At 65.3% G+C, this 19,784-nt stretch carries 17 protein-coding genes and 1 pseudogene; 5 read left to right on the top strand and 13 right to left on the bottom strand.

Annotated elements, in window-relative coordinates; genetic code table 11:
• Nucleotides 1–3 precede the first annotated feature (3 nt).
• Genes AC1DYU_RS06935 through AC1DYU_RS06925 form a run of 3 tightly spaced genes read left to right on the top strand, consistent with a single transcriptional unit; the run spans nt 4 to nt 3,467 of the window.
• On the top strand, nt 4–1,653 hold the full coding sequence (locus AC1DYU_RS06935) for a hydantoinase B/oxoprolinase family protein (RefSeq protein WP_476790995.1): 1,650 nt from the start codon (nt 4–6) through the stop codon (nt 1,651–1,653).
• 39 nt (nt 1,654–1,692) lie between these two features.
• Nucleotides 1,693–2,613 (top strand): ABC transporter permease, encoded by a 921-nt coding sequence (locus AC1DYU_RS06930; RefSeq protein WP_476790994.1) that lies wholly within the window; start codon nt 1,693–1,695, stop codon nt 2,611–2,613.
• Nucleotides 2,610–3,467 carry an ABC transporter permease gene (locus tag AC1DYU_RS06925; RefSeq protein WP_476790993.1) on the top strand — a complete coding sequence of 286 codons (858 nt, stop codon included), beginning with the start codon at nt 2,610–2,612 and terminating at the stop codon, nt 3,465–3,467. Before AC1DYU_RS06930 ends, AC1DYU_RS06925 begins: the two co-directional genes overlap by 4 nt.
• A 39-nt stretch (nt 3,468–3,506) precedes the next feature.
• Here AC1DYU_RS06925 and AC1DYU_RS06920 read toward each other — a convergent pair whose 3' ends face one another.
• The 9 genes from AC1DYU_RS06920 to AC1DYU_RS06880 all read right to left on the bottom strand — a co-directional run bounded on the left by AC1DYU_RS06920 (nt 3,507) and on the right by AC1DYU_RS06880 (nt 12,849).
• On the bottom strand, nt 3,507–4,634 hold the full coding sequence (locus tag AC1DYU_RS06920) for an enolase C-terminal domain-like protein (RefSeq protein ID WP_476790992.1): 1,128 nt from the start codon (nt 4,632–4,634) through the stop codon (nt 3,507–3,509).
• A gap of 13 nt (nt 4,635–4,647) precedes the next feature.
• Nucleotides 4,648–5,403 (bottom strand): SDR family NAD(P)-dependent oxidoreductase, encoded by a 756-nt coding sequence (locus AC1DYU_RS06915; RefSeq protein ID WP_476790991.1) that lies wholly within the window; start codon nt 5,401–5,403, stop codon nt 4,648–4,650.
• Complete coding sequence (locus AC1DYU_RS06910) at nt 5,403–6,200, bottom strand: amino acid ABC transporter ATP-binding protein (protein WP_476790990.1); 798 nt, start codon at nt 6,198–6,200, stop codon at nt 5,403–5,405. The genes AC1DYU_RS06915 and AC1DYU_RS06910 overlap by 1 nt, the downstream gene beginning before the upstream one ends.
• A 10-nt stretch (nt 6,201–6,210) precedes the next feature.
• Nucleotides 6,211–6,873: an amino acid ABC transporter permease gene (locus AC1DYU_RS06905; RefSeq protein ID WP_476790989.1), complete on the bottom strand. Its 663-nt coding sequence runs from the start codon at nt 6,871–6,873 to the stop codon at nt 6,211–6,213.
• A gap of 201 nt (nt 6,874–7,074) precedes the next feature.
• Nucleotides 7,075–7,926, bottom strand: a complete 852-nt coding sequence (locus tag AC1DYU_RS06900; protein ID WP_158484119.1) for a transporter substrate-binding domain-containing protein — start codon at nt 7,924–7,926, stop codon at nt 7,075–7,077.
• Nucleotides 7,927–8,010: 84 nt separating this feature from the next.
• Entirely contained in the window at nt 8,011–9,138 is a 1,128-nt protein-coding gene (locus AC1DYU_RS06895) for a saccharopine dehydrogenase family protein (RefSeq protein ID WP_476790988.1), read from the bottom strand.
• Nucleotides 9,139–9,162: 24 nt separating this feature from the next.
• Nucleotides 9,163–9,465 carry a thiamine pyrophosphate-dependent enzyme gene (locus AC1DYU_RS06890; protein ID WP_476791310.1) on the bottom strand — a complete coding sequence of 101 codons (303 nt, stop codon included), beginning with the start codon at nt 9,463–9,465 and terminating at the stop codon, nt 9,163–9,165.
• A 342-nt stretch (nt 9,466–9,807) separates the two neighbouring features.
• A complete protein-coding gene (locus AC1DYU_RS06885) occupies nt 9,808–10,251 on the bottom strand; it encodes an Lrp/AsnC family transcriptional regulator (RefSeq protein ID WP_476790987.1) in 444 nt (147 codons plus the stop codon).
• 231 nt (nt 10,252–10,482) lie between these two features.
• The gene (locus AC1DYU_RS06880) at nt 10,483–12,849 is read right to left on the bottom strand and encodes a xanthine dehydrogenase family protein molybdopterin-binding subunit (RefSeq protein WP_476790986.1); all 2,367 of its coding nucleotides are present in this window, start codon (nt 12,847–12,849) and stop codon (nt 10,483–10,485) included.
• Between the two features lie 258 nt (nt 12,850–13,107).
• On the opposite strand from AC1DYU_RS06880, the gene AC1DYU_RS06875 reads away from it, so the two are divergent.
• Nucleotides 13,108–14,067: a cupin domain-containing protein gene (locus tag AC1DYU_RS06875; RefSeq protein ID WP_476790985.1), complete on the top strand. Its 960-nt coding sequence runs from the start codon at nt 13,108–13,110 to the stop codon at nt 14,065–14,067.
• A gap of 67 nt (nt 14,068–14,134) precedes the next feature.
• On the opposite strand, the pseudogene AC1DYU_RS06870 reads toward AC1DYU_RS06875, so the two are convergent.
• Both AC1DYU_RS06870 and AC1DYU_RS06865 read right to left on the bottom strand, forming a co-directional pair.
• Nucleotides 14,135–14,457, bottom strand: a pseudogene (locus AC1DYU_RS06870) (cysteine hydrolase family protein); the annotation flags it as partial.
• 460 nt (nt 14,458–14,917) lie between these two features.
• On the bottom strand, nt 14,918–16,018 hold the full coding sequence (locus AC1DYU_RS06865) for a calcium-binding protein (RefSeq protein ID WP_476790984.1): 1,101 nt from the start codon (nt 16,016–16,018) through the stop codon (nt 14,918–14,920).
• A gap of 341 nt (nt 16,019–16,359) precedes the next feature.
• Between AC1DYU_RS06865 and AC1DYU_RS06860 the strand changes: the two genes are divergently transcribed.
• Entirely contained in the window at nt 16,360–17,484 is a 1,125-nt protein-coding gene (locus AC1DYU_RS06860; protein WP_476790983.1) for a zinc-dependent alcohol dehydrogenase family protein, read from the top strand.
• A gap of 103 nt (nt 17,485–17,587) precedes the next feature.
• Here AC1DYU_RS06860 and AC1DYU_RS06855 read toward each other — a convergent pair whose 3' ends face one another.
• Nucleotides 17,588–19,021: an aldehyde dehydrogenase family protein gene (locus AC1DYU_RS06855; protein WP_476790982.1), complete on the bottom strand. Its 1,434-nt coding sequence runs from the start codon at nt 19,019–19,021 to the stop codon at nt 17,588–17,590.
• 59 nt (nt 19,022–19,080) lie between these two features.
• Complete coding sequence (locus AC1DYU_RS06850; protein WP_476790981.1) at nt 19,081–19,782, bottom strand: ABC transporter ATP-binding protein; 702 nt, start codon at nt 19,780–19,782, stop codon at nt 19,081–19,083.
• Between the last annotated feature and the right edge of the window lie 2 nt (nt 19,783–19,784).

The following is a 19,784-nucleotide window of genomic DNA, read 5'->3' as shown; positions in this document are numbered from 1 at the left end:
CCCATGCTGGACAAAGTCAGGACCGGAACACTCGATCCGATCACCGTCGAGGTCATCGGCAGCGCGCTCGCCACGATCGTCGAGGAAATGGGCAAGGCGATCATCCGCGCCGCCTATTCGACCAACATCAAGGAGCGTCAGGACTGCTCGACCGCACTCTTCGATGCGCAGGGACGCACCATCGCGCAGGCCGAGCATATTCCCGTGCATCTCGGCTCGCTGCTTGGCATCGCCGAGCACGTCTTCAAGAGCCATGACCTCTCGACGGTGAAGCCCGGCGACGTCTTCGTCGGCAACGATGCCTATACCGGCGGCGGCACCCATCTCAACGATATCGTCTTCATGGAGCCGATCTTCCATGGCAGCGAGCTGGTGGCCTGGGTGACGAACCTCGCCCACCACTCCGATTTCGTCGATCGCGGCCACGCCCACATCTTCCAGGAAGGCCTGCGCATCCCGCCTGTCAGGTTGTATCGCGAGGGCGTGCTGCAGGAAGACCTGATGTCGCTGATCCTGCTCAACTGCCAGGTACCGCGCGAGCGCATCAACGATTTCCGCGCCCAGATGGCCGCGAACCGGCTCGGCGTGCAGCGCTATCAGGCGCTCTGCGACAAATACGGCCGGGACATTGTCCGCGCGGCGGGCGCGCAGGTGCTCGACTACACCGAGCGCCGCACGCGGGCGGGCATCGCAACCATTCCCGACGGCACCTACCGCTTCCGCCACGACTTCGACAGCAATCTGGTCGACGGCGTGATGGACCTTCAGGTCGTGATCGAGGTCAAGGGCGACGAGATCTCGATCGACTTCCCCGATGCGCCAACGCAGGTCCGCGCGCCCATCAACATGGTCTACACGGCGCTGCTGGCGACGGTCTATTTCGCCGTCAAGGCGATCGTCGATCCCGACCTGCCGGCCAATGCCGGCTTCCACCGGCCGATCCATGTCTCGGCGCCGCTCGGCTCCGTGTTGAACTCGGTCGCGCCGGCCGCCGTCTACAGCCGCACCGACATCGGCCAGCGCCTGGTCGACATGATCTTCGCCGCGCTGGCCGAAGTCGTCCCCGAGCGCATCGCCGCGGCCTCGACGGGCGGCACCCTGCTGACGACCAGCGGCATGCATCCGCGCACTGGCCGCTTCTACGTCTATAACGAGATGCATGGCGGCGGCATGGGCGCGCGCTCGGCCATGGACGGGCTCGACGGCGTGCAGGTCAACACCACCAACACCGCCAACCTGCCGATCGAGGCGCTTGAGACCGAGCATCCCGTCATGGTCGAATGCTACGAGCTCGTGCAGGATTCCGGCGGCGCGGGCGAATATCGCGGCGGCATGACGCTGCGCCGGCGCGTCAAGATGCTCGACCACACCGCCCGCATCTCGGCCGGCGGCACCAACTCGATCGTGCCACCCTTCGGGCTCGCGGGCGGCGAGCCGGGCTCGACGGCCCGTGTCGAGCTCTCGCCCGGAGCCCAGCCGCTCGACCGGCGCGCCGGCATTCTCCAGCCTGGCGAATGGGTCGGAATGGTTGCGGCCGGGGGCGGCGGCTTCGGAGATCCCAGAAAGCGCGACCGCGCCCTGGTCGAGCGCGACCTGCGCGAGGAGCGGATTTCGCGGCAGGCCGCCGTCGAGATCTACGGCCTGAAGCCGTAGGGCGGTGGCGATGGAGGCTTGAACGATGGAGGCTTGCCGATGCCGCGTCACCTGACCTCCCGCCTCGGCGAGGGCCTGATCGCGATCTGGGGCGTCGTCACGATCGTCTTCGTCGTCTCGCGCATGCTGGGCGATCCGGCGGTGCTGCTGCTGCCGATCGGCGCGACCGAAGAGCAGATGGGCGAACTCAGGATACAGCTCGGGCTCGATTTGCCGCTGCTGCAGCAATATCTGAGCTTCCTTCTCAACGCCGTGAAGGGGGATTTCGGCGCGTCCTTCCAGTTCGGACGGCCGGCGCTGAGCGTTGTTCTCGAACGCCTGCCGGCAACCGCGCTGCTGGCGGGAAGCGCGCTCGCGATCGGCATCCTGATCGGCGGCACGGCCGGCGCGCTGGCTGCGATCCATCGCGGTTCGGCCATCGAGGCGCTGGTTCTGCTCGTCGCCCTGCTGGGGCAGGCGACGCCCTCCTTCTGGCTCGGCATCATGCTGATCCTGCTGTTTGCGGTGCAACTCGGCTGGCTGCCGACGGGTGGCTACGGCACCTGGCAGAACCTCGTCCTGCCTGCCGTGACGCTGGCCTGCTTCACCACGGCGAGCATCGCGCGCCTGCTGCGCTCCTCTATGCTCGATGTGATGCGCGACGACTATGTCCGCACGGCCTATGCCAAGGGCCTGCCGCCCCGGCGCGTCTTCCTCTGGCATGTCGGGCGCAATTCGCTGATCCCGGTCGTCACCATGACCGGCATCCTCGCCGGCGAACTTTTGGGCGGGGCGGCGGTGACGGAGACCGTGTTCTCCTGGCCCGGCGTCGGCCGGCTGATCGTGCAGGCGATCGAGACCAAGGATTTCCCGGTCGTCCAGGCAGGCGTGGCGGTGGTCGCGACCATCTTCGTCGGCGTCAATCTCCTGGTCGACCTGCTCTACACCTTGATCGACCCCCGCATCCGGCAAGCGTCATGAGGCTGCTCTCGTTCCTGCGCAGCCAGCGTTCCAACTGGCTCGGCCTGTTCGGCGCCACCCTGCTCGTGCTGCTGCTGGGGCTGGCGATCGCAGGCCCCTGGCTCGGTCTCCCCGACCCCACCCGCGGTGATCTGCGCGCCCGCATGCTCGCGCCGACAATCTCCTGGGCAGGGCTTGGCAGCCATCCCTTCGGCACCGACCAACTCGGTCGCGATATTCTCAGCCGCATCGTCGCCGGCAGCCGCGTTACGCTGACGATCGCGGGCTCGGCGGTCGTGCTCGGCGGCATCGCCGGAATCTTCCTCGGTCTGGTCGCCGGCTATTTCGGCGGCTGGAGCGACCGTTTGCTGATGCGGCTGGTCGACATACAGCTCGCCTTTCCGCTGATGCTGCTGGCGCTGCTGGTCGTGGCGGCGCTGGGGCCGAGTCTGCACAACCTCATCGCCGTGCTCGCCCTGACGAGCTGGGTCCGCTACGCCCGGATCGTGCGTGGACAGGTCCTGACGGTTCGCGAAAGGGAGTTCGTGCAGGCGGTGCGCGCCATGGGGGCCAGCCATCTGCGCATTCTTGGCCGCCACATCCTGCCCAACGTGCTGACGCCGGCGCTCGTCGTGGCGACGCTGGAGCTCGCCCGCACCATCGTGCTGGAGGCGGGGCTGAGCTTCCTGGGCTTAGGCATCCAGCCGCCGTCGCCGAGCTGGGGCCGCATGCTGGCGGATGGACGCACCTATATCGCCAGCGCGTGGTGGATCATCACCCTTCCGGGTCTGGCGCTGATGCTGACGGTACTCAGCGTCAACCTGCTCGGCGACTGGCTGCGCGACTGGCTCGACCCGCACAGCGACCGGGGCTGAGCGCCCGAAGGCTCGCGACCGCCTGTCGCCCAGCTGTCATCAGCGTTCGGCGAGCACACGCGCATTGGCCCGGATCGATGCCTCGCTGACGCGGATGCCGAGGCCGGGCCCGTCCGGCACGACGACATGACCGTCGCGATTGGCGATCTTCTCTTCGAGCACGTCCTCGGTCAGGACATGATGGGGCATGTAGAACTCGCAGCCGAGCGAGATGCCCGGCGTCGCGGCAATCAGCTGCGTGCCGGCCGCGAGCCCGATGCCGCCCTCCCACAGCGTCCCGCCATAGCCCGGCAGCCCGGCCGTGTCGGCGATCGCCATGATGGCTTGCGCCTTCAGCAGGCCGCCGGCCTTCATCAGCTTGACCGAGATCGCGCCTGCCGCCCTGAGCCGGATGATCACGGTCAGATCGCGGGCATCGAAGCAGCTCTCGTCGGCCAGGATCGGCGTATCGAGCGCGGCGACGAAGGCCGCCATCGCGTCGAGATGCGGGCGCGGCACGGGCTGCTCGATGAAGGTCGGCTTGAACTGGTCGACGTCGCGCAGGATCTTGATCGCCCCGAACGGCTGGAGCGCCTGGTTGTAGTCGAGGCGCAGATCGATCGCGTCGCCGAATTCGGAGCGCATCGCCTCCAGATGGGCGAGGTCTTCCTTGTGCGGCTTCACGCCGGTCTTGACCTTGTAGATCACGTTCCCGGCGGGAACCATGACCCGCATCCGCTCCAGATCGGCGGCGAAATCCGGATCAGCGATCGAGAAGGACAGCGGGATCGTATCGCGCACCCGCCCGCCGAGAAGATCCGCCACCGACATATCGGCTTGCTTGCCGACGATGTCGAACAGCGCCATCTCGATGGCGACCTTGGCCTCGGCATGGCCGACGAGCGTCCGGTCGAGCAGTGCCATGGTCTCGCGGATGCGCCGGACCGGCCGGCCCATCAGCACCGGCCGCAGATAGACGTCGATGGCAGCCAGCGCGGCCTCGGCCGTGCCGGTGAAGACCTCCCAGGGCGCGGCCTCGCCCCAGCCCACCGTGCCGTCGCTGGCGGTGAGCTCGACCAGCACGCGCTTCACCGTGCCCTTGACGTTGCCGACGCCCTGGAGCCGCGCCATCTTGATCGGGCTCTCGATGAAGAAGAGCCGGATGCGTTCGACCGTTGCCGTATTCATAGGATCCGCAGGCTCAAACGAGCCCTCCGTTGACGTGAATGGTCTGGCCCGTGACGTATGACGCCGCCGGCGAGGCAAGAAAAGCGATCATCGCGGCGACCTCTTCGGGCAGACCCCGCCGCCCGAGCGGAATGATCGCCTCCATCCGGGCGATGGCATCGGGCGAGAGCTTGCTCCCCTTGCTGTCGTCCTTGCGGATGAGGCCCGGCGCCACGGCATTGACGGTGATCGCGTCGCCTGCGAGGTCATGGGCCATCAGCCTGACCGTGGTTTCGAGCGCCGAACGGCTCGCCGCCGTTGCCGCGAAGGGCGCCATGTCGGTCCGCAGCGCATGCGCGACGAAGGACGAGGTCGCGACGATGCGCCCGCTGCCGCTGGCCTTCAGGAAGGGACGCGCCAGTCGCGCCATGCGCATCAGCCCCAGCGCCGATTCATCCATCGCCTGACGGAATTCGGCTTCCGGCAAATCCATGATGCCGCCTTTTCGGGCGTGGCCGGCGACCGCGATCATGCCATCGAGCCGGCCGAAATGGTCGCTGGCGAGATCGACGGCCCGTTCCAGGGTCTCCTTCGCGGCGATGTCGCCGAGGACGGTCGTGGTTGTCGCACCCGCGGCGCGAGCCATCTCGGCGACCGCGTCGAGCCCCGCCTGATTGGAGCCGGTATGCAGCACAAGGCCGATGCACTGCCCCGCGAGCGCGAGCGCTGCCGCGCGGCCGATGCCGCTCGCCGCGCCGGTGACGAGATAGACGCGTTGAAGAGCCGCCATCAGGATGCCGCGCCGGTGACCGGCTGGGCTGCCCCGCCGCGATGGAAATGGCCGAGAAAGGCCTGCGTCGCCGCCTCGCGCGGGGCATCGATGACCTGTCGGGCCGGCCCCTCCTCGACCACGACGCCGTCGCGCATGAAGATCACCCGGTCGGCAACCTCGCGCGCAAAGGCGATCTCATGGGTGACGATCACCATCGTCATGCCCTCCGAGGCGAGCTTCTGCATGACGCCGAGCACCTCGCCGACAAGCTCGGGGTCGAGCGCCGAGGTCGCCTCGTCGAACAGCATTACATCGGGCTCCATGGCGAGCGCGCGTGCGATCGCGACGCGCTGCTTCTGCCCTCCCGAAAGCCGGCTCGGATACTCGTCGACCTTGTCAGCGAGGCCGACCTTGGCGAGCAGCGCCAGGGCGTGCTCGCGGGCCGCCTGCTTGCTCTTGCCGCGCACGGTGACCGGCGCCTCCATGACATTGCCGAGCGCCGTCATGTGCGGGAACAGATTGAAGTGCTGGAACACCATGCCGGTCCCGGCGCGGAAGCGGGCGAGTTCGCGCGTGCCCGGCAGCTTGGTGCCCGGCCCGAAGGCAAAGCTGTCAGACCCGACCCGCACCTGGCCGCCATTGGGCGTCACCAGCAGGTTGATGCAGCGCAGCAGCGTCGACTTGCCCGAGCCCGACGGGCCGATCAACGCGACGACCTGGCCCTCATCGACGCTGAGATTGATGTCCTTGAGTACGACCAAATCCCCGAACTGCTTGCGTAAGCCCGCGATCTCGATCTTCGATTGCGTGTCCATCGCCAAAGCCTCAATCGCTCGTGGACAGCTTCTTCTCACCCTGCCGGACGACGATCGTCAGCGGGAAGAGAAGCAGGAAGTAGGCGACGGCCACGGCGCTGTAGACCTCCAGCGGCCGATAGCTGTCATGGGCCGCGATCTGGCCCTGGTAGAGCAGGTCCGGCACCGCCAGAACCGAGACCAGCGAGGTGTTCTTGAACTGGATGATCGACTGGTTCATCAGCGGCGGCACCATGCGCTTGAGCGCCTGCGGCAGGATGATCCGCCGCATCGCCTGGAACGGCGTCATGCCGAGCGCCGCCGCAGCTTCCGGCTGGCCAGGGTCGATCGAGACGATGCCGCCGCGGATGATCTCGGCGTAGAACGAGCCGCCATAGAGCGACAAAGCCAGGATCGACGCCGTGATGGCGGATATCTCGATGCCGCTCAGGATCGGCAGCGCATAATAGAACCAGACCAGTTGCACCAGAACGGGCGTGCAGCGGAAGACCTCGATATAGGCATGTGCCAGCCAGCGCAGCGGCGCGAAGGCGGACAGCTTGGCTAGCGCCGCCGCCAGCCCCGCGACCAGCCCGAACCCGACGATCGCAACGGTAAAGCCGACCGTGACGCCGAGCCCGTTCAGGAATAGCCAGCGATAGCTCCAGAGGAAGTTGAAATCCCATTGGTACATGAGGCGAGGTCCGGTCGAGGGATGACATGCCGTGACAAGACCGTCACGCTATCCGGGAAAACCGCGCCGTCATCCCGGGCGACTGCAAGTCGACTCGGGATCCATTCCGGAAACTCTATCGGAAGGGCTCCGGAATGGATCCCGGGTCTTCGCTTCGCTACGCCCGGGATGACGGCGCGGTTAGGACTGAAACCAGCGCCCTCAGAGCGTGACGCCGGCCGGCATGTCGGCCTCGGTGATGCCGACCGCTTCCATGTTCTTGATGATGACGCTGCGGATCAGGCCCAAGCCCCGGTTGAACTCGAGCCAGGTGTTGACGTAGTCGCGCCAGGTCTTGTCGGCCTCGCGGCGGAAGCCAGCATTCGAGGTCGTCGCGAAGACCGGGGTCGGGACAACGAGTTCGCCGAGCTGCGGGTTCTTCTTGAGCATGGTCAGCGACAGCATCATCACGATGCACTGCGCATCGGCCCGGCCGGTCATCACGGCAGTCGCAGCTTCGTCCACCGCCTTGAAGCGTGAGATCTGCGCCTTGGGGCAGAGCCGCGTCGCAACCTGATCCTGCGAGGAGCCGGCATCGACGGTGATCTTCACCGCCGGGTTGTTGAACTCGTCCCAGGTCTTCTTGCCGAGGCCCTTCTTGGCGATCATCGTGAAGGCGTTGTTGAACACCGGCACCGAGAAATCGATCACCAGCGCGCGCTTCGGCGTCGGGTTCAGGCCGAAGAAGATGTCGGTCTTGTTGGCCTGCAGGTCGAGCACCGAGTTGCCCCAGGTCGTCTCGATGATCTCGAGCTCGACCTCGAGTTCCTCCGCCAGCGCCTTGGAAAGGTCGATGTAGAAACCGCCCCACTGACCCGTGGCGATATCCTTGTTGTAGTAGGGCGCGGCGCCGGCGACCGCGCCGATCCGCAGCTTCTTGGTGCGGCGGATACGCTCGAAGGCCGTCTCGGCGCTCGGGGCCGTCTGCGCCTGGGCCGACGAAACCAGACCGGCGGAGGCGATACCTGCGGCCGCGGCGCCGAGGGCGGTGGCGATGTTCCTGCGCGAAATCATGGTGATCCCCTTTTATCGGTGCTTCGGTCGTCTGCGGCGTGCCTGCGGCCTCGCCTGCCTTACTCGATTGGAAGCCCTTGGCAATCAAGCGGCATTTCGGGTGTCCTGATATGCGCTCCTGGCCGCATCGGCGCCACGGGATTCGCTTGCAAGCCGCGAGCCGGCCCGCGTCGCGAGGAAGTCGGCGAGCGAAGCGTCTTCCTGCCGCACGAAGCCCTGTTGCGGCAGCTTGCCACTGAGGAAAAGCTCGACCATGGCGACGCAGCCGGCGGCAGTGGTGAGCTGGATCGCGCTCATCGTCGGCGTGCCGTCATAGCGCAGCACCATGCTATCCTCCTCCAGGCGCCCGGCCTTCTCGCCGATGCCGGTGACGAAGACGATGACCACGTCCTTGCGGGTGAAGGGCGCCGCATGGCTGAGGATACGCCGCATCGTCTCCTTGTCATCCGCGAGTTCGAGGCCGCGCAGGAGGAGCTTCATGATCTCGGCATGGCCGGGATAGCGCAGCGTCTTGTAGCTCATGTCGCGGACCTTGCCGGCCAGCGTCTCGGTTAGGGTGCCCAGCCCGCCCGAGGTGTTGAACGCTTCATAGGCGACGCCGTCGATCATGACGCTTTCGAGTCCCTCAAGCGCCGGCACCAGGATCGGCTTGCCGTCGAAGACGATCTCGCAAGGGTTGCAGTATTCGTTGATCAGCCCATCGACCGACCAGGTGACGTTGTAACGCAGCGCGTTCGTCGGGTAGAGCGGCAGCGCGCCGACCCGCATCTTGATCGTCTTCACGCTGTCGAAGCGCGCCGCCATGTCGGCCCCGAGGATGCAGATGAAGCCCGGCGCCAGACCGCATTGCGGCACGAGCGCGACACCGGCCCCGGCGCCGATCTGTTTGATGTAGGCGGTCGTCTCGACATCCTCGGTCAGGTCGAAATAATGCGTGCCGGTCTCGACCGCGATGCGGGCGATGCCCTTGTTGAGGAAATACGGGCAGGCGCTGACGACGATGTCGCGCGCTGTGAGGAAGGCGCGCAACTGTTCCAGATCGGCGGCATCAACGACCTCGGTGGCAAAGCGCCCGTCGGCCGCCTGCGCGAGCTGCGCCGGCGAGGCATCGGCCAGCGTCACCTGATGCCCCTGTTCCGCCAGCATCCCGGCAATGATCGCCCCGATCTGCCCGGCGCCCAGCACCGCGATCCGCTTGCGTTCGATTTTCATTGTCTTGTCTCCAGTATTGAACGTCTAAAGGGCTGCCTGGACACCGACCGCCTCGGGATCGACCCCGGCCTTCTTCAGCCAGGAGAACACCGGGGGTAGCCTGTCGGCGATGGATTCGACCGCGATGTCGAGGAAGACCGGCTCGTTCAGCGCGAAGGCCTCGGCCAACGCCGTCTCCAGTTGCACCGGGGTCTCGATGCGGTAGCCGCGGATGCCATAGACGGCCGCGAGCTTGCTCATGTCGTAGGCGCCGAAATCGACCGCGAAGCTCGGATCGTTCCCGCCATCATGCGGCGCATCGGCTCCGCCGGCATGAACCCGGTCGATAATGCGCTGCAGCGCCTTGATCCAGCCGAAGCAGGGAAGGGCGCGGGCTTCACCTTCGGGCTGAGGGCCACATTCGTGTCACCGGGCACCCCGAAAATGACCTCGACGCCATAGTCGGACAGCATGTTCGCAAGGGCTGACGCGCCGTTCATTCCAGAAGCTCCCCGGTTCCTTTCGGTTATCCGGGGTCCTAGGAGCGACATAAAGTTTCAGATCGCTGGCCATAAGCGGAATATAAAGAACTTTAGATGGGAAATAGCTCGTTTAGCAGTGAAACCATCAAAATCGCCTAGGAATGAAGCGCGATGCTTGCGCATGAAGCGGCGATTGCCTGCCTCTGCATCACCGTTCGAACTTGCGCGCGAGAAGAATCGAGGAGGTCGTGCGCCGGACGCCTTCCATCTCCGCGATCGAGTCTATGACCTCGTCGAGATGCGTCGAATTCATGCATCTGATCTTCACGAACAGGTCGAAATGTCCGCTCACGGTATAACATTGAATGATCTCGGGGCGCCTTCGAAGCAGAGCGATGACGTTTCCCTGCTGCTTGACTTCGAGCTCGATCATGATCACGGCCGATAATGTCGTCGCATGGACCTCGTCTTTGCCAATGACGGTCGTATATCCGACGATAACCCCGTCCCGTTCGAGCCGGGACAGGCGTCCCTGCACGGTCGCGCGCGAGACACCGAGCGATTTGGCGACTTCAGCCAAAGGAATCCGGGCGTTCGCCGTCAGGATGTTGATCAGTTCCTGATCTTTTCTACCGTCCGAGGGCCTGGCCATTCGACCTTCATTTCCCAATCATTTTACGCGGCAATGACGGTAAACGAATCAACGATGGCTGAAAACCGGCGCTGCCAAGTATGAAGCCATTCTGGGCGATGCGGCAGAAGCGGAAGTCGGCGCCTCGCCTGGGACCGGACCTTGTCGAAGGATCCGAACACGCTCCGGTAGCGCATAGTGCTGACAGGTTTTGCGCCAGCTCTGCCCTTCAGGCCGCGGCTGCCCACTGACCTAAGTTGCTGATCCGATCCGTCCTGACTGAAACGCCCGCCAGACCGCCTGAGGTGTCGCGGGCATATCCAGATGCGTGATGCCATATGGCGCCAGCGCATCGACGACCGCATTCATCACCGAGGGCAGAGAACCGGCGCAACCGGCTTCGCCGCATCCTTTGGCGCCGACCCGATTGTTCATCGTCGGCACACCCTGGCTCTCGAAGGAGAAGAAGGGGACATCCCCCGCCCGGGGCAAGGCGTAGTCCATGTAGGAGCCCGTCATCAGCTGGCCGCTCTCGTCATAGACGGTCCGCTCGAACAGCGCCTGGCCGATGCCCTGGACGACGCCGCCATGGAGCTGCCCTTCGACGAGCATCGGGTTCACAACGGTGCCGAAGTCGTTGACCATGACATAGCGCACGACCTCGACATGCCCGGTCTCGGGATCGATCTCGACCTCGGCGATATGGCAGCCATTAGGATAGGCCGAAGGCGCGGCCTTGAAGACGTGATCGACGTCAAGCGACTGCGGCAAGTCGGGCGCGACCGCGGCATCACCCCGCAGCCTCGCCGCGATGTCCATGATGCCGATCGAACGATCGGTTCCGACGACGGTGAACTGACCAGCAGCGAACGCGATATCGGCGACATTGGCCTCCAGGAAATGACCGGCGAGCAGCTTGCCCTTTTCGATGACCAGATCGCTCGCCTCGATGATCGCCGAGCCGCTCGCCATGAGCGATTTTGAGCCGCCCGTGCCGCCGCCGGCAATGAGCCGGTCGCTGTCGCCCTGCACGAGCTTGATCTGCTCGAACGGAACGCCGAGCTGACTGGTCAGGAGCTGGGCGAAAGGCGTCCAATGTCCCTGGCCATAGTCGAGCGTGCCGGTGACGATGCTGACGCTGCCGTCCGACTCGAAATGGATTCCGCCCATTTCATTGGTCGGTGGCGCCGTGACCTCGAGATAGCAGCCGATACCGCGCCCGCGCAGCAAACCTGCCTTCCGGCTTGCCTTCATCCGTGCTGGATACCCCTTCCAGTCGGACGCCTCGAGGGCCCGCTCGAACAGCGCAGGGAAATCGCCGCTGTCATAGACCGTTCCCATCGGCGTCGCCCAGGGCAGTTTGGCGGGCGAAACCAGGTTGCGCCGCCTCAGGCTCGCTTTGTCGATTCCCATCTCGCGGGCGGCCGTATCGATCAGGCGCTCCATGAAGTAGTTGCCTTCCGGGCGACCCGCACCGCGATAGGCGCCGATCGGCGGGGTATTCGTCACCGCACAACGCGTCCGGATCTCGACCAGCGGCGTCTGGTACATGCCCACCGAGTTCTTCCCCACATTCATCGTCGGCATCATCGCTCCGACGGGCGTGAGATAGGCGCCCATATTCGCCACGCCCGTGAAGCGCGTGGCGAGGAAGCGGCCGCGAGCGTCCAGTGCCAGCTCGGCCTCGAACACCATGTCGCGGCCATGATGGTCCGAAACGAAGCTCTCCGACCGTTGATCGGTCCATTTGACCGGCCGCTTCAACATGCGGGCTGCGTGGAGGAGGACGATATATTCGGGAAACACGGAGGCCTTCATGCCGAAGGAGCCGCCGACATGGCCCGTAATCAGGCGCAGCTCGGCCGGCTTCACCCCCATGGCCGCGGCCAGGTTGTTGCGCATGCCGAAGGCGCCCTGGCTCGGAGCGTGCAGCGTGTAGCGCTTCGACTTGCCGTCGAAGCTCGCAAGGGCCGCGCGCGGCTCGATCGGATTGACGACGACGCGGTTGTTGACGATCCGCAACCGGGTGATGTGCGCGGCCTCGGCAAAGGCCGCGGCGACCTTCTTGCTGTCGCCGAACTGGAAATCGACAATGAGATTGCCGGCGACGTCGTCATAGAGCTGCGGAGCCTCGGTGCCGAGAGCCGCCTCGGCATCGGTGACGGCAGGCAGGACATCGATGTCGAGCCTGACCGCCTCCGCGGCGTTGCGGGCCTGATCAGCGGTGCGGGCGACGACGACCGCGACGGGATCGCCGACGAAGCGGACCTTGTCGGCGGCCAACGCGGCCCGCCGGGGCTTGCTCATCGAGGCCCCGTTGCGGCCTGGCACATCGATCGGCGTCAGGATGGCATTGTAGCCTCGACCGTTCAGATCCGCCGCCGTATAGACCGCGACGACGCCCTTCATCGAGCGCGCCTCTGCCGTATCGACGCCCCGCAGAATGCCATGCGCATGGGGGCTGCGGACGAAGGCTGCGAAAACTTGCCCTTCGACGGACAGATCGTCCGTATAGCGGCCGTGCCCCTGCACGAGGATCGCGTCCTCCTTGCGTGGCACAGGCTGGCCGATCCCAACCGACGCCACGGGATCGCGGCCAGGGGAAACAGGTGAGTTCATGAAGGACCGGCCGTGGCAGAAGGAAAGACGGGGATCAGCCCCCTTGATAGGACGGGTGTCCAATCCGCTTAAAGAGCGCCCAATGCAGCCCCGCCAAGCGCCCAGCGGTTGCGAAACTGATAGACTGAGCCAGCATACACGCAAAGGCATGGCGGTTACTTGCCCCGCAGGCCGAACGAACCGAACGGAACAGGTGTCCTGATGGGCCTTCGCTTCATTTTCATGCTCACACGCAACGACCGGACGGTTGGTGATGCGATGGAGCAACTTCGGACGGCTCTGGCGCTTGGCGTCCGGCATATCGGGTTCAAGGATATCGGCCTGCCGCTCGAGAAGCTGAAGGCGCTCGACACGGCGATCAAGGCCGGCGGCGCGACCTCTTATCTCGAGGTGGTTTCGCTCGATCGCGACAGCGAGATTGCATCGGCAAAGGCCGCGGTCGAGATCGGTATCGACATTCTGCTCGGCGGGACGAGAGTCGACGACGTGCTGCCGATCATTGCCGGCACGGCGATCCAGTACTGCCCCTTCCCGGGCACGATCTCCGGACATCCGAGCGTTCTCGAGGGGAGCATCGACGAGATCGTCGCCAGCGCGCAGGCCCTGGCCGCCCGCGATGGCGTGCACGGCCTCGATCTCCTGGCCTATCGCTCGCACGAGAACGTCCCGGCACTCATCGAAGCCGTCTGTTCCGCGGTCTCGAAGCCCGTCTATGTGGCCGGATCGATCGACACCCCGGGCCGCATCGCAGCTTTGAAAGAGGCCGGGGCGGCGGGCTTCACCATCGGCACAGCCGCACTCGACGGGAAATATCCGGCCGACGGCATGGATGTGCCAAGCCAGCTCAAGACGATCATCCGCGACGTCGCGATGCTCAACCGGCACATCTCGCCGTTTCGAAAGGAGAACCTGGAGAGCGCCTTCGGACAGTTTTCGGACAGCTGGCCGCCTCGGCTCGCTGCAGCGATCAACAACCTGCAGATCAAGCTCGCGCGGTTCGAGGGCGAGGCCGGCTGGCATTTCAACAGCCGAGAGGACGAGGTCTTCTTCGTTCACAAGGGCCGGCTGCTGATGAAGTTCCGCGACCGCGACGAGGTCATCGGAGAAGGCGAATTCATCGTCGTGCCGCATGGCGTCGAACGTTGTCCGACCGTGCTCGATGAGGTCTGCGAAGTGGTTGTACTTGAGATCGGCACGTCAGCAGCAACCTCGGTCTAGAGCAGTTTTCCCGCTCGCTCGGATTGCTCGGCAAACTGCCCGAAACCGGACCTTCTCGCGATGGCGTTCAGGTCCGCGTTGCAGCGATGACCGTTTCGACGTCCGACACCACGGCCACGTTCTGCAGGGCGTAATTGACCGAGGCAATGTGCCATTCGGCGTTCATCGTCGCGCAGGCATCCTCCGGCACGACCATGAAATAGCCCTTGTCGGCGCCGGTGCGGGCCGTGTGCTCGATCGACATGTTGGTCCATGCGCCGGTCACGATCACGACATCGCGGCCGAGCGCCTTCAGCACCGTCTCCAATCGCGTGCCTCCCACGCGCTCATGCGGCACTTCTCGACGACATGGTCGCCCGCCTGCGGTTCCAGTCCCGGCACAGGCGACGATGGCAGGCTCTTCGATCAAGATGCTCACGGGGCGCTTGCGCAACTCCCTCGCCGACTTCGTGGCGAAGCCAGTGCCAACGCGTTCGACATAAGCGATGGCGTCAACAGTCGAACGTGTAGTTGGGAGACGAACGACACTTGCAAAGCGCAACGGATATTTGCGCCGCCAATTCGGCGTCATGTCATTCAAATGAATGACGACCGGAGAAATTTACGCGCTTCAGCTTGTCAAATTGCGACCAGCCACCGGTACTGAATCCATTTGAAGACATCTCGTGTGCTTTGCAGGAGTGCGAAATGACCATCTCAGTTCAATCGTCCCCAACCTCGGCTCAAACCAACCTGCCGGCCGGCGATGGTCTTGTGGTCACGCGATCCAGAGCATGCTTGCCGACCTCCGATGGACAATCCGCTCGGCGGCACGAGAGACGACGAGATGGATATCGGTCCCGGCACCCACTCACTGGAAGATGAAATAGCTATCGTCGATGGCGGCGGCGACGACGCCCTGAATGCGGAAGAAGAAGCTGCCGTAGAGGTAGACATCGGTGTCGGCGCCACTCTGATAAACACCGAGGACCCCAGCGCCGCGCGGATCCGTGCCAGCAAAGCCGGTCTGGTCGAAGACCGTGCGCAGGTCAAAGCCGTCGCGGATGCCGCCCTCGTTCAGGCCCGTGATGAAATCGCCCTGGTCGCCGAGCGCGAAGACGAAAAGGTCTCCGCCGGTGCCGCCGCGCATCACATCACCGCCGGCGCCGCCGACGATGAGGTCGCCATCAGCGCCGCCGTTCAGCGTGTCGCCGCCGCCACCTCCAAACAGCATGTCCACGCCGTTTGAACCGAACAAGGTGTCTCCATAGATTCCGCCGTAAATTGTGTCGTTGCCGGTGCCGCCGTCCACGGTTCCGATCTGGACGCCACCACGGCCGTCAAAGAAATCGTTGCCGGCGTTCAAAAGGACGCCGTTGGCCCCTTGCATGTAGCCGTTGTTGATGACGACGTCGTCAAAGCCGCTCAAATCGAGTGCATTGTCGCCCCTGCCAACAATGGAGCCCATATTGATGATGGCAGTGCCCTGCGCGCTAAAGGTGTCGACGCCGTCCTGAGCCGAATCGATGACGCCGACATTGTAAAGATTGACCCTCGACCCGGTCGACAGGATGCCATCACTGCCTGACGTCAGGATGCTGTTATAGTTGGTGATGGATGTGGCCGCGCCCGCGCCAATCTGGACGCCTTCGAGCCCTCCGTAAATCACACCGGAGTTGATCAGCGTATCCCCGCCAGAGGCAAAGTTGATGCCGATATTTCTCGCCAGAAGTGTTCCGGTGGCATTGACCACAATCGTATGGTTCCCGCCATTGAACTGCACGGCATTGGAGTTCGCTCCGGAAGCCGAGACGAAGCCATCGACCGAGAGGGCGTTAGCGCCCGCCCCGACGATGGCATGCGTCGCGTCTGCAAGCGTGGTCACGCTGCCAGGCCAGGTGACGACCAGACCATCCCCGGCGCCCAGGTTGAACGTGGCCTGACTTGATATCGACTGAACGAAGATGGTCATTTCATTCTCCTGCCGAAAGGGCACACAAGGATATCAGCGAAGGGACCTGCGGCAATCGTGGTTAATGGCGCTGCCGTCAACTGAATTGCTGAAACCTATTTTGGCGTCATCCATTTGAAGGACGATGAATGTCTTCCGACGCTCGTAATCACGCATCGGGCGTGCGGGCGTCTGTGACGGCCTGAACATTCGCGCCCTGCCGGCACTCACCACACACTCCATAAATCCTCGACTGGTCCGCTTATGGGGCGGATCACGATTCGGTCTTTGACAGCCCACGGCATTTGCGGCCCGATGGACCCAAGAAGTCCATCCAAGACACTCGCCGAGGAAATGCCTGCATGAAGATCCGCGCCGCCGTCCTGAAGGCCAGCCCCGTCTCCGCGCCCTATGCGAAGAGCCGCCCGCTCTCGATCGAGGAGGTCGAGCTCGCGCCGCCCGGGCCGGGCGAGATTCTGGTCAGGGTCAGGGCTGCGGGCCTGTGCCATTCCGACCTCTCGGTGATCGACGGCAATCGCCCCCGCCCCGTGCCGATGGTGCTCGGCCACGAGGCGGCCGGCGAAGTCGTGGAGCCCGGTCCGGGCGTGCACGACCTCAAGGCGGGCGACCGGGTCATCATGGTGTTCGTGCCCTCCTGCGGGCATTGCTCGCCCTGCAGCGAGGGGCGGCCGGCGCTCTGCGAACCCGGCAACGCCGCCAATGGCGTCGGCGAGTTGCTGGCCGGCGGGCGCAGGCTCTCCATCGAGGGCAAGCCCGTTCATCACCATGTCGGTGTCTCGGCCTTTGCCGAATATGCGGTGATCTCGCGACACTCGCTGGTCAAGCTCGAGGCCGACATCCCCTACGAAATCGCAGCGCTGTTCGGCTGCGCAGTCCTGACCGGCGTCGGCGCCGCCGTGAACACGGCCAAGGTCCGGGCCGGCGAGACGGTCGCCGTCGTCGGCCTCGGCGGCGTCGGCCTGAGTGCGCTGCTCGGGGCTGCCGCCTGCGGCGCGGCGCGCGTCATCGCCGTCGACCTCTCGGAGGAAAAACTCGCCGTCGCCCGCGAACTCGGCGCGACCGATACCTTCAATGCCGGCGCCTCCGACGTGGTCGAGGCCATCCGCGCCGCGACCAAGGGCGGCGTCGATCACGGGCTGGAAATGGCGGGCTCGGTCAAGGCGCTCGATCTCGCCTACCAGATCACGCGGCGCGGCGGCACGACGACGACGGCGGGTCTTGCCAACCCCGCCCATACGCTGTCGCTCTCGCCTGTCCGGCTGGTCGGCGAGGAGCGCACGCTGAAGGGCTCCTATGTCGGCTCCTGCATCCCGGTGCGCGACATCCCGCGCTTCGTCGATCTCTATTTGCGCGGCAAGCTGCCGGTGGACCGGCTGATGACCAGCCAGAGCGGGCTCGACGGCATCAACGAGGGCTTCGATGCGCTGCATGAGGGCCGCACCATCCGCCACGTCATCATGATGTGACATCGAGCGTCATTCTCGGGCGCAGCGCAGCGCAGACCCGAGAATCTCTTGCAGAAGATGCTCGGGTTCAAGCCCGAGCATGACGCGCGTGTCTGGCCCGCCCTCACCCGTGCTTGTGCACGATCGTCTTGGTCACCGCGAATTCCTCCAGCGCCATGAAGCCTTTCTCGCGGCCATGGCCGCTCTTGCCGGTGCCCCCGAAGGGCAGTTCGATGCCGCCGCCGGCGCCATAGCCGTTGATGAAGACCTGGCCGGCGCGGACCTTCTTGGCGACGCGCTGCTGGCGCCCGCCATCCCGGGTCCAGACGGCGGCGACGAGGCCGTATTCGGTCGCATTGGCCAGCTTGATCGCGTCGGCCTCGTCGCTGAACGGGAAGGCGGCCAGCACCGGGCCGAACACCTCCTCCTGCTCCAGGCGGTTGCCGCGCGGCACCTTCCCGAACAGCGTCGGCGTGACGTAGAAGCCGCCATTGGGCACGCCCTGCGCGATTGCGCCCTCCGCGATCACCGGAATGCCGGCCTCGCGCGCCTGGTCGATGAAGCTCTGCACCCGGCCGCGCTGCTTGGCGTTGATCACCGGGCCGCAATCGAGATCCATCTCGGGCGTGCCGGCACGCAGCTTGGTGAACTCCTTGGCGACCGCGCCCATGAAGTCGTCATAGACGCGCTCCTGCACCAGGACGCGGCTGCCGGCCGAGCAGGTCTGCCCGGTGTTCTGGACGATCGCCTTGCAGACGACCGGCACGGCTGCGTCGAAATCGGCATCGTCGAAGACGATCTGGGGCGACTTGCCGCCGAGTTCGAGCGTGCAGGGAATGAGATGGTCGGCGCAGGCATGCTGCACCATCTTTCCGACCTCGGGCGAGCCGGTGAAGGACATGAAATCGATGCCGTGATGGGCCGAGAGCGCCGCGCCCGCCTCATGGCCACGCCCGGTGACGATGTTGATCGCGCCATCGGGAAAGCCGACTTCCGAGGCCAGCACCGCCAGCCGCAGCGCCGTCTGGCAGGCTTCCTCGGCCGGCTTCAGCACGACCGCATTGCCCATGGCGAGCGCCGCCGTCAGCGACCGCCCGAACATCTGCGCCGGGTAGTTCCAGGGCAGGATATGGCCGGTGACGCCATGCGGCTCATGGATGACGTTGACGCTGTAGCCGTTCAGAAACGGGATGATGTGGCCATGCACCTTGTCAGCCGCGCCGCCATAGAACTCGAAATATCGTGCCGTCGCCTCGATATCGGCGCGGGCCTGCGCCATCGGCTTGCCGGTGTCTTCAGCCTCGGTGCGGGCGAGCTCGTCGAAATGGTCGAGAACCTTGAGGCCGAGCTTGGCGATCAGCCGTCCGCGCTCGGCCGCCGTCAGCTTGCCCCAGGCGCCTTCATAAGCCGCGCGCGCGGCCTTCACCGCATCGTCGATGTCCTCGGCCGTGCCGCAGGCGATGCGGGTGAACTCCTCGCCGGTCGCCGGCGCCAGCACCGCCATGGTCTCGCCGCTGCGGCCCGCGACATGGCGGCCGTTGATGAAATGCTGGGTCATGGGGATTCTCCGAATGCGACAACTCTGGTGGTCTCTGTCTCAAAAACCACCTTTGCGAACTAATGCAGCCCCGCCGCCTCGAGCGAACTCGCCGCGAGGCCACCGGCCACTTCCGTCACCTCGCCCCGCTCGATCACATAGGCGCGCTCGGCGAAGCTGCGCAGCAGACTGGGATTGGATTCGGTGATGAGCAACGCGATCTCGGGATGGCTGTCGCGCAACGCGCGCAGGGCAGTCGCGTAGCGCTGGGCCAGAACCGGCGCGAGCCCCTGGAACGGCTCGTCGAGCAGGATGATGCGGGTGCCGACCATCAGCGCGCGCGCCAGCGCCGCCATCTTGCCCTGTCCGCCCGAAAGCCCCGCCGCTGCGCGATGGCGCAGATCGGCAAGCTCGGGCAGCACCTGGTAGATCGCATCGAGCCGCCTGGTGATCTCCGCTGCGGGCACCTTCATCACCTCGGCCGGCAGGCGGATGTTTTCCTCGATCGAGAAGCTCGAGAACAGGCGGCGATCCTCGGGCGCATAGCCGATGCCGAGCCGCGGCCGCTCATGCGGCGGCATCGTCAGGATCGGTCGGCCATCGAAGGCGATGGTGCCCTCCGTCACCGTCATGAAGCCCATGATGGCGCGCAGCAGGCTGGTCTTGCCGGCGCCGTTGCGACCGATCAGCGCCACCGTCGCGCCCTCAGCCAGGGTGAAATCGACCTTGCGCAGCACCTGCACGCCTTCGATCACGGCTGAAAGTCCCTTCATCTCCAGCATGA

Source organism: Allobosea sp. P2_B12 (genome assembly GCF_056404835.1).
The sequence above is the reverse complement of the archived record's forward strand: the minus strand, read 5'-3'. Positions and strand labels throughout refer to the sequence as shown.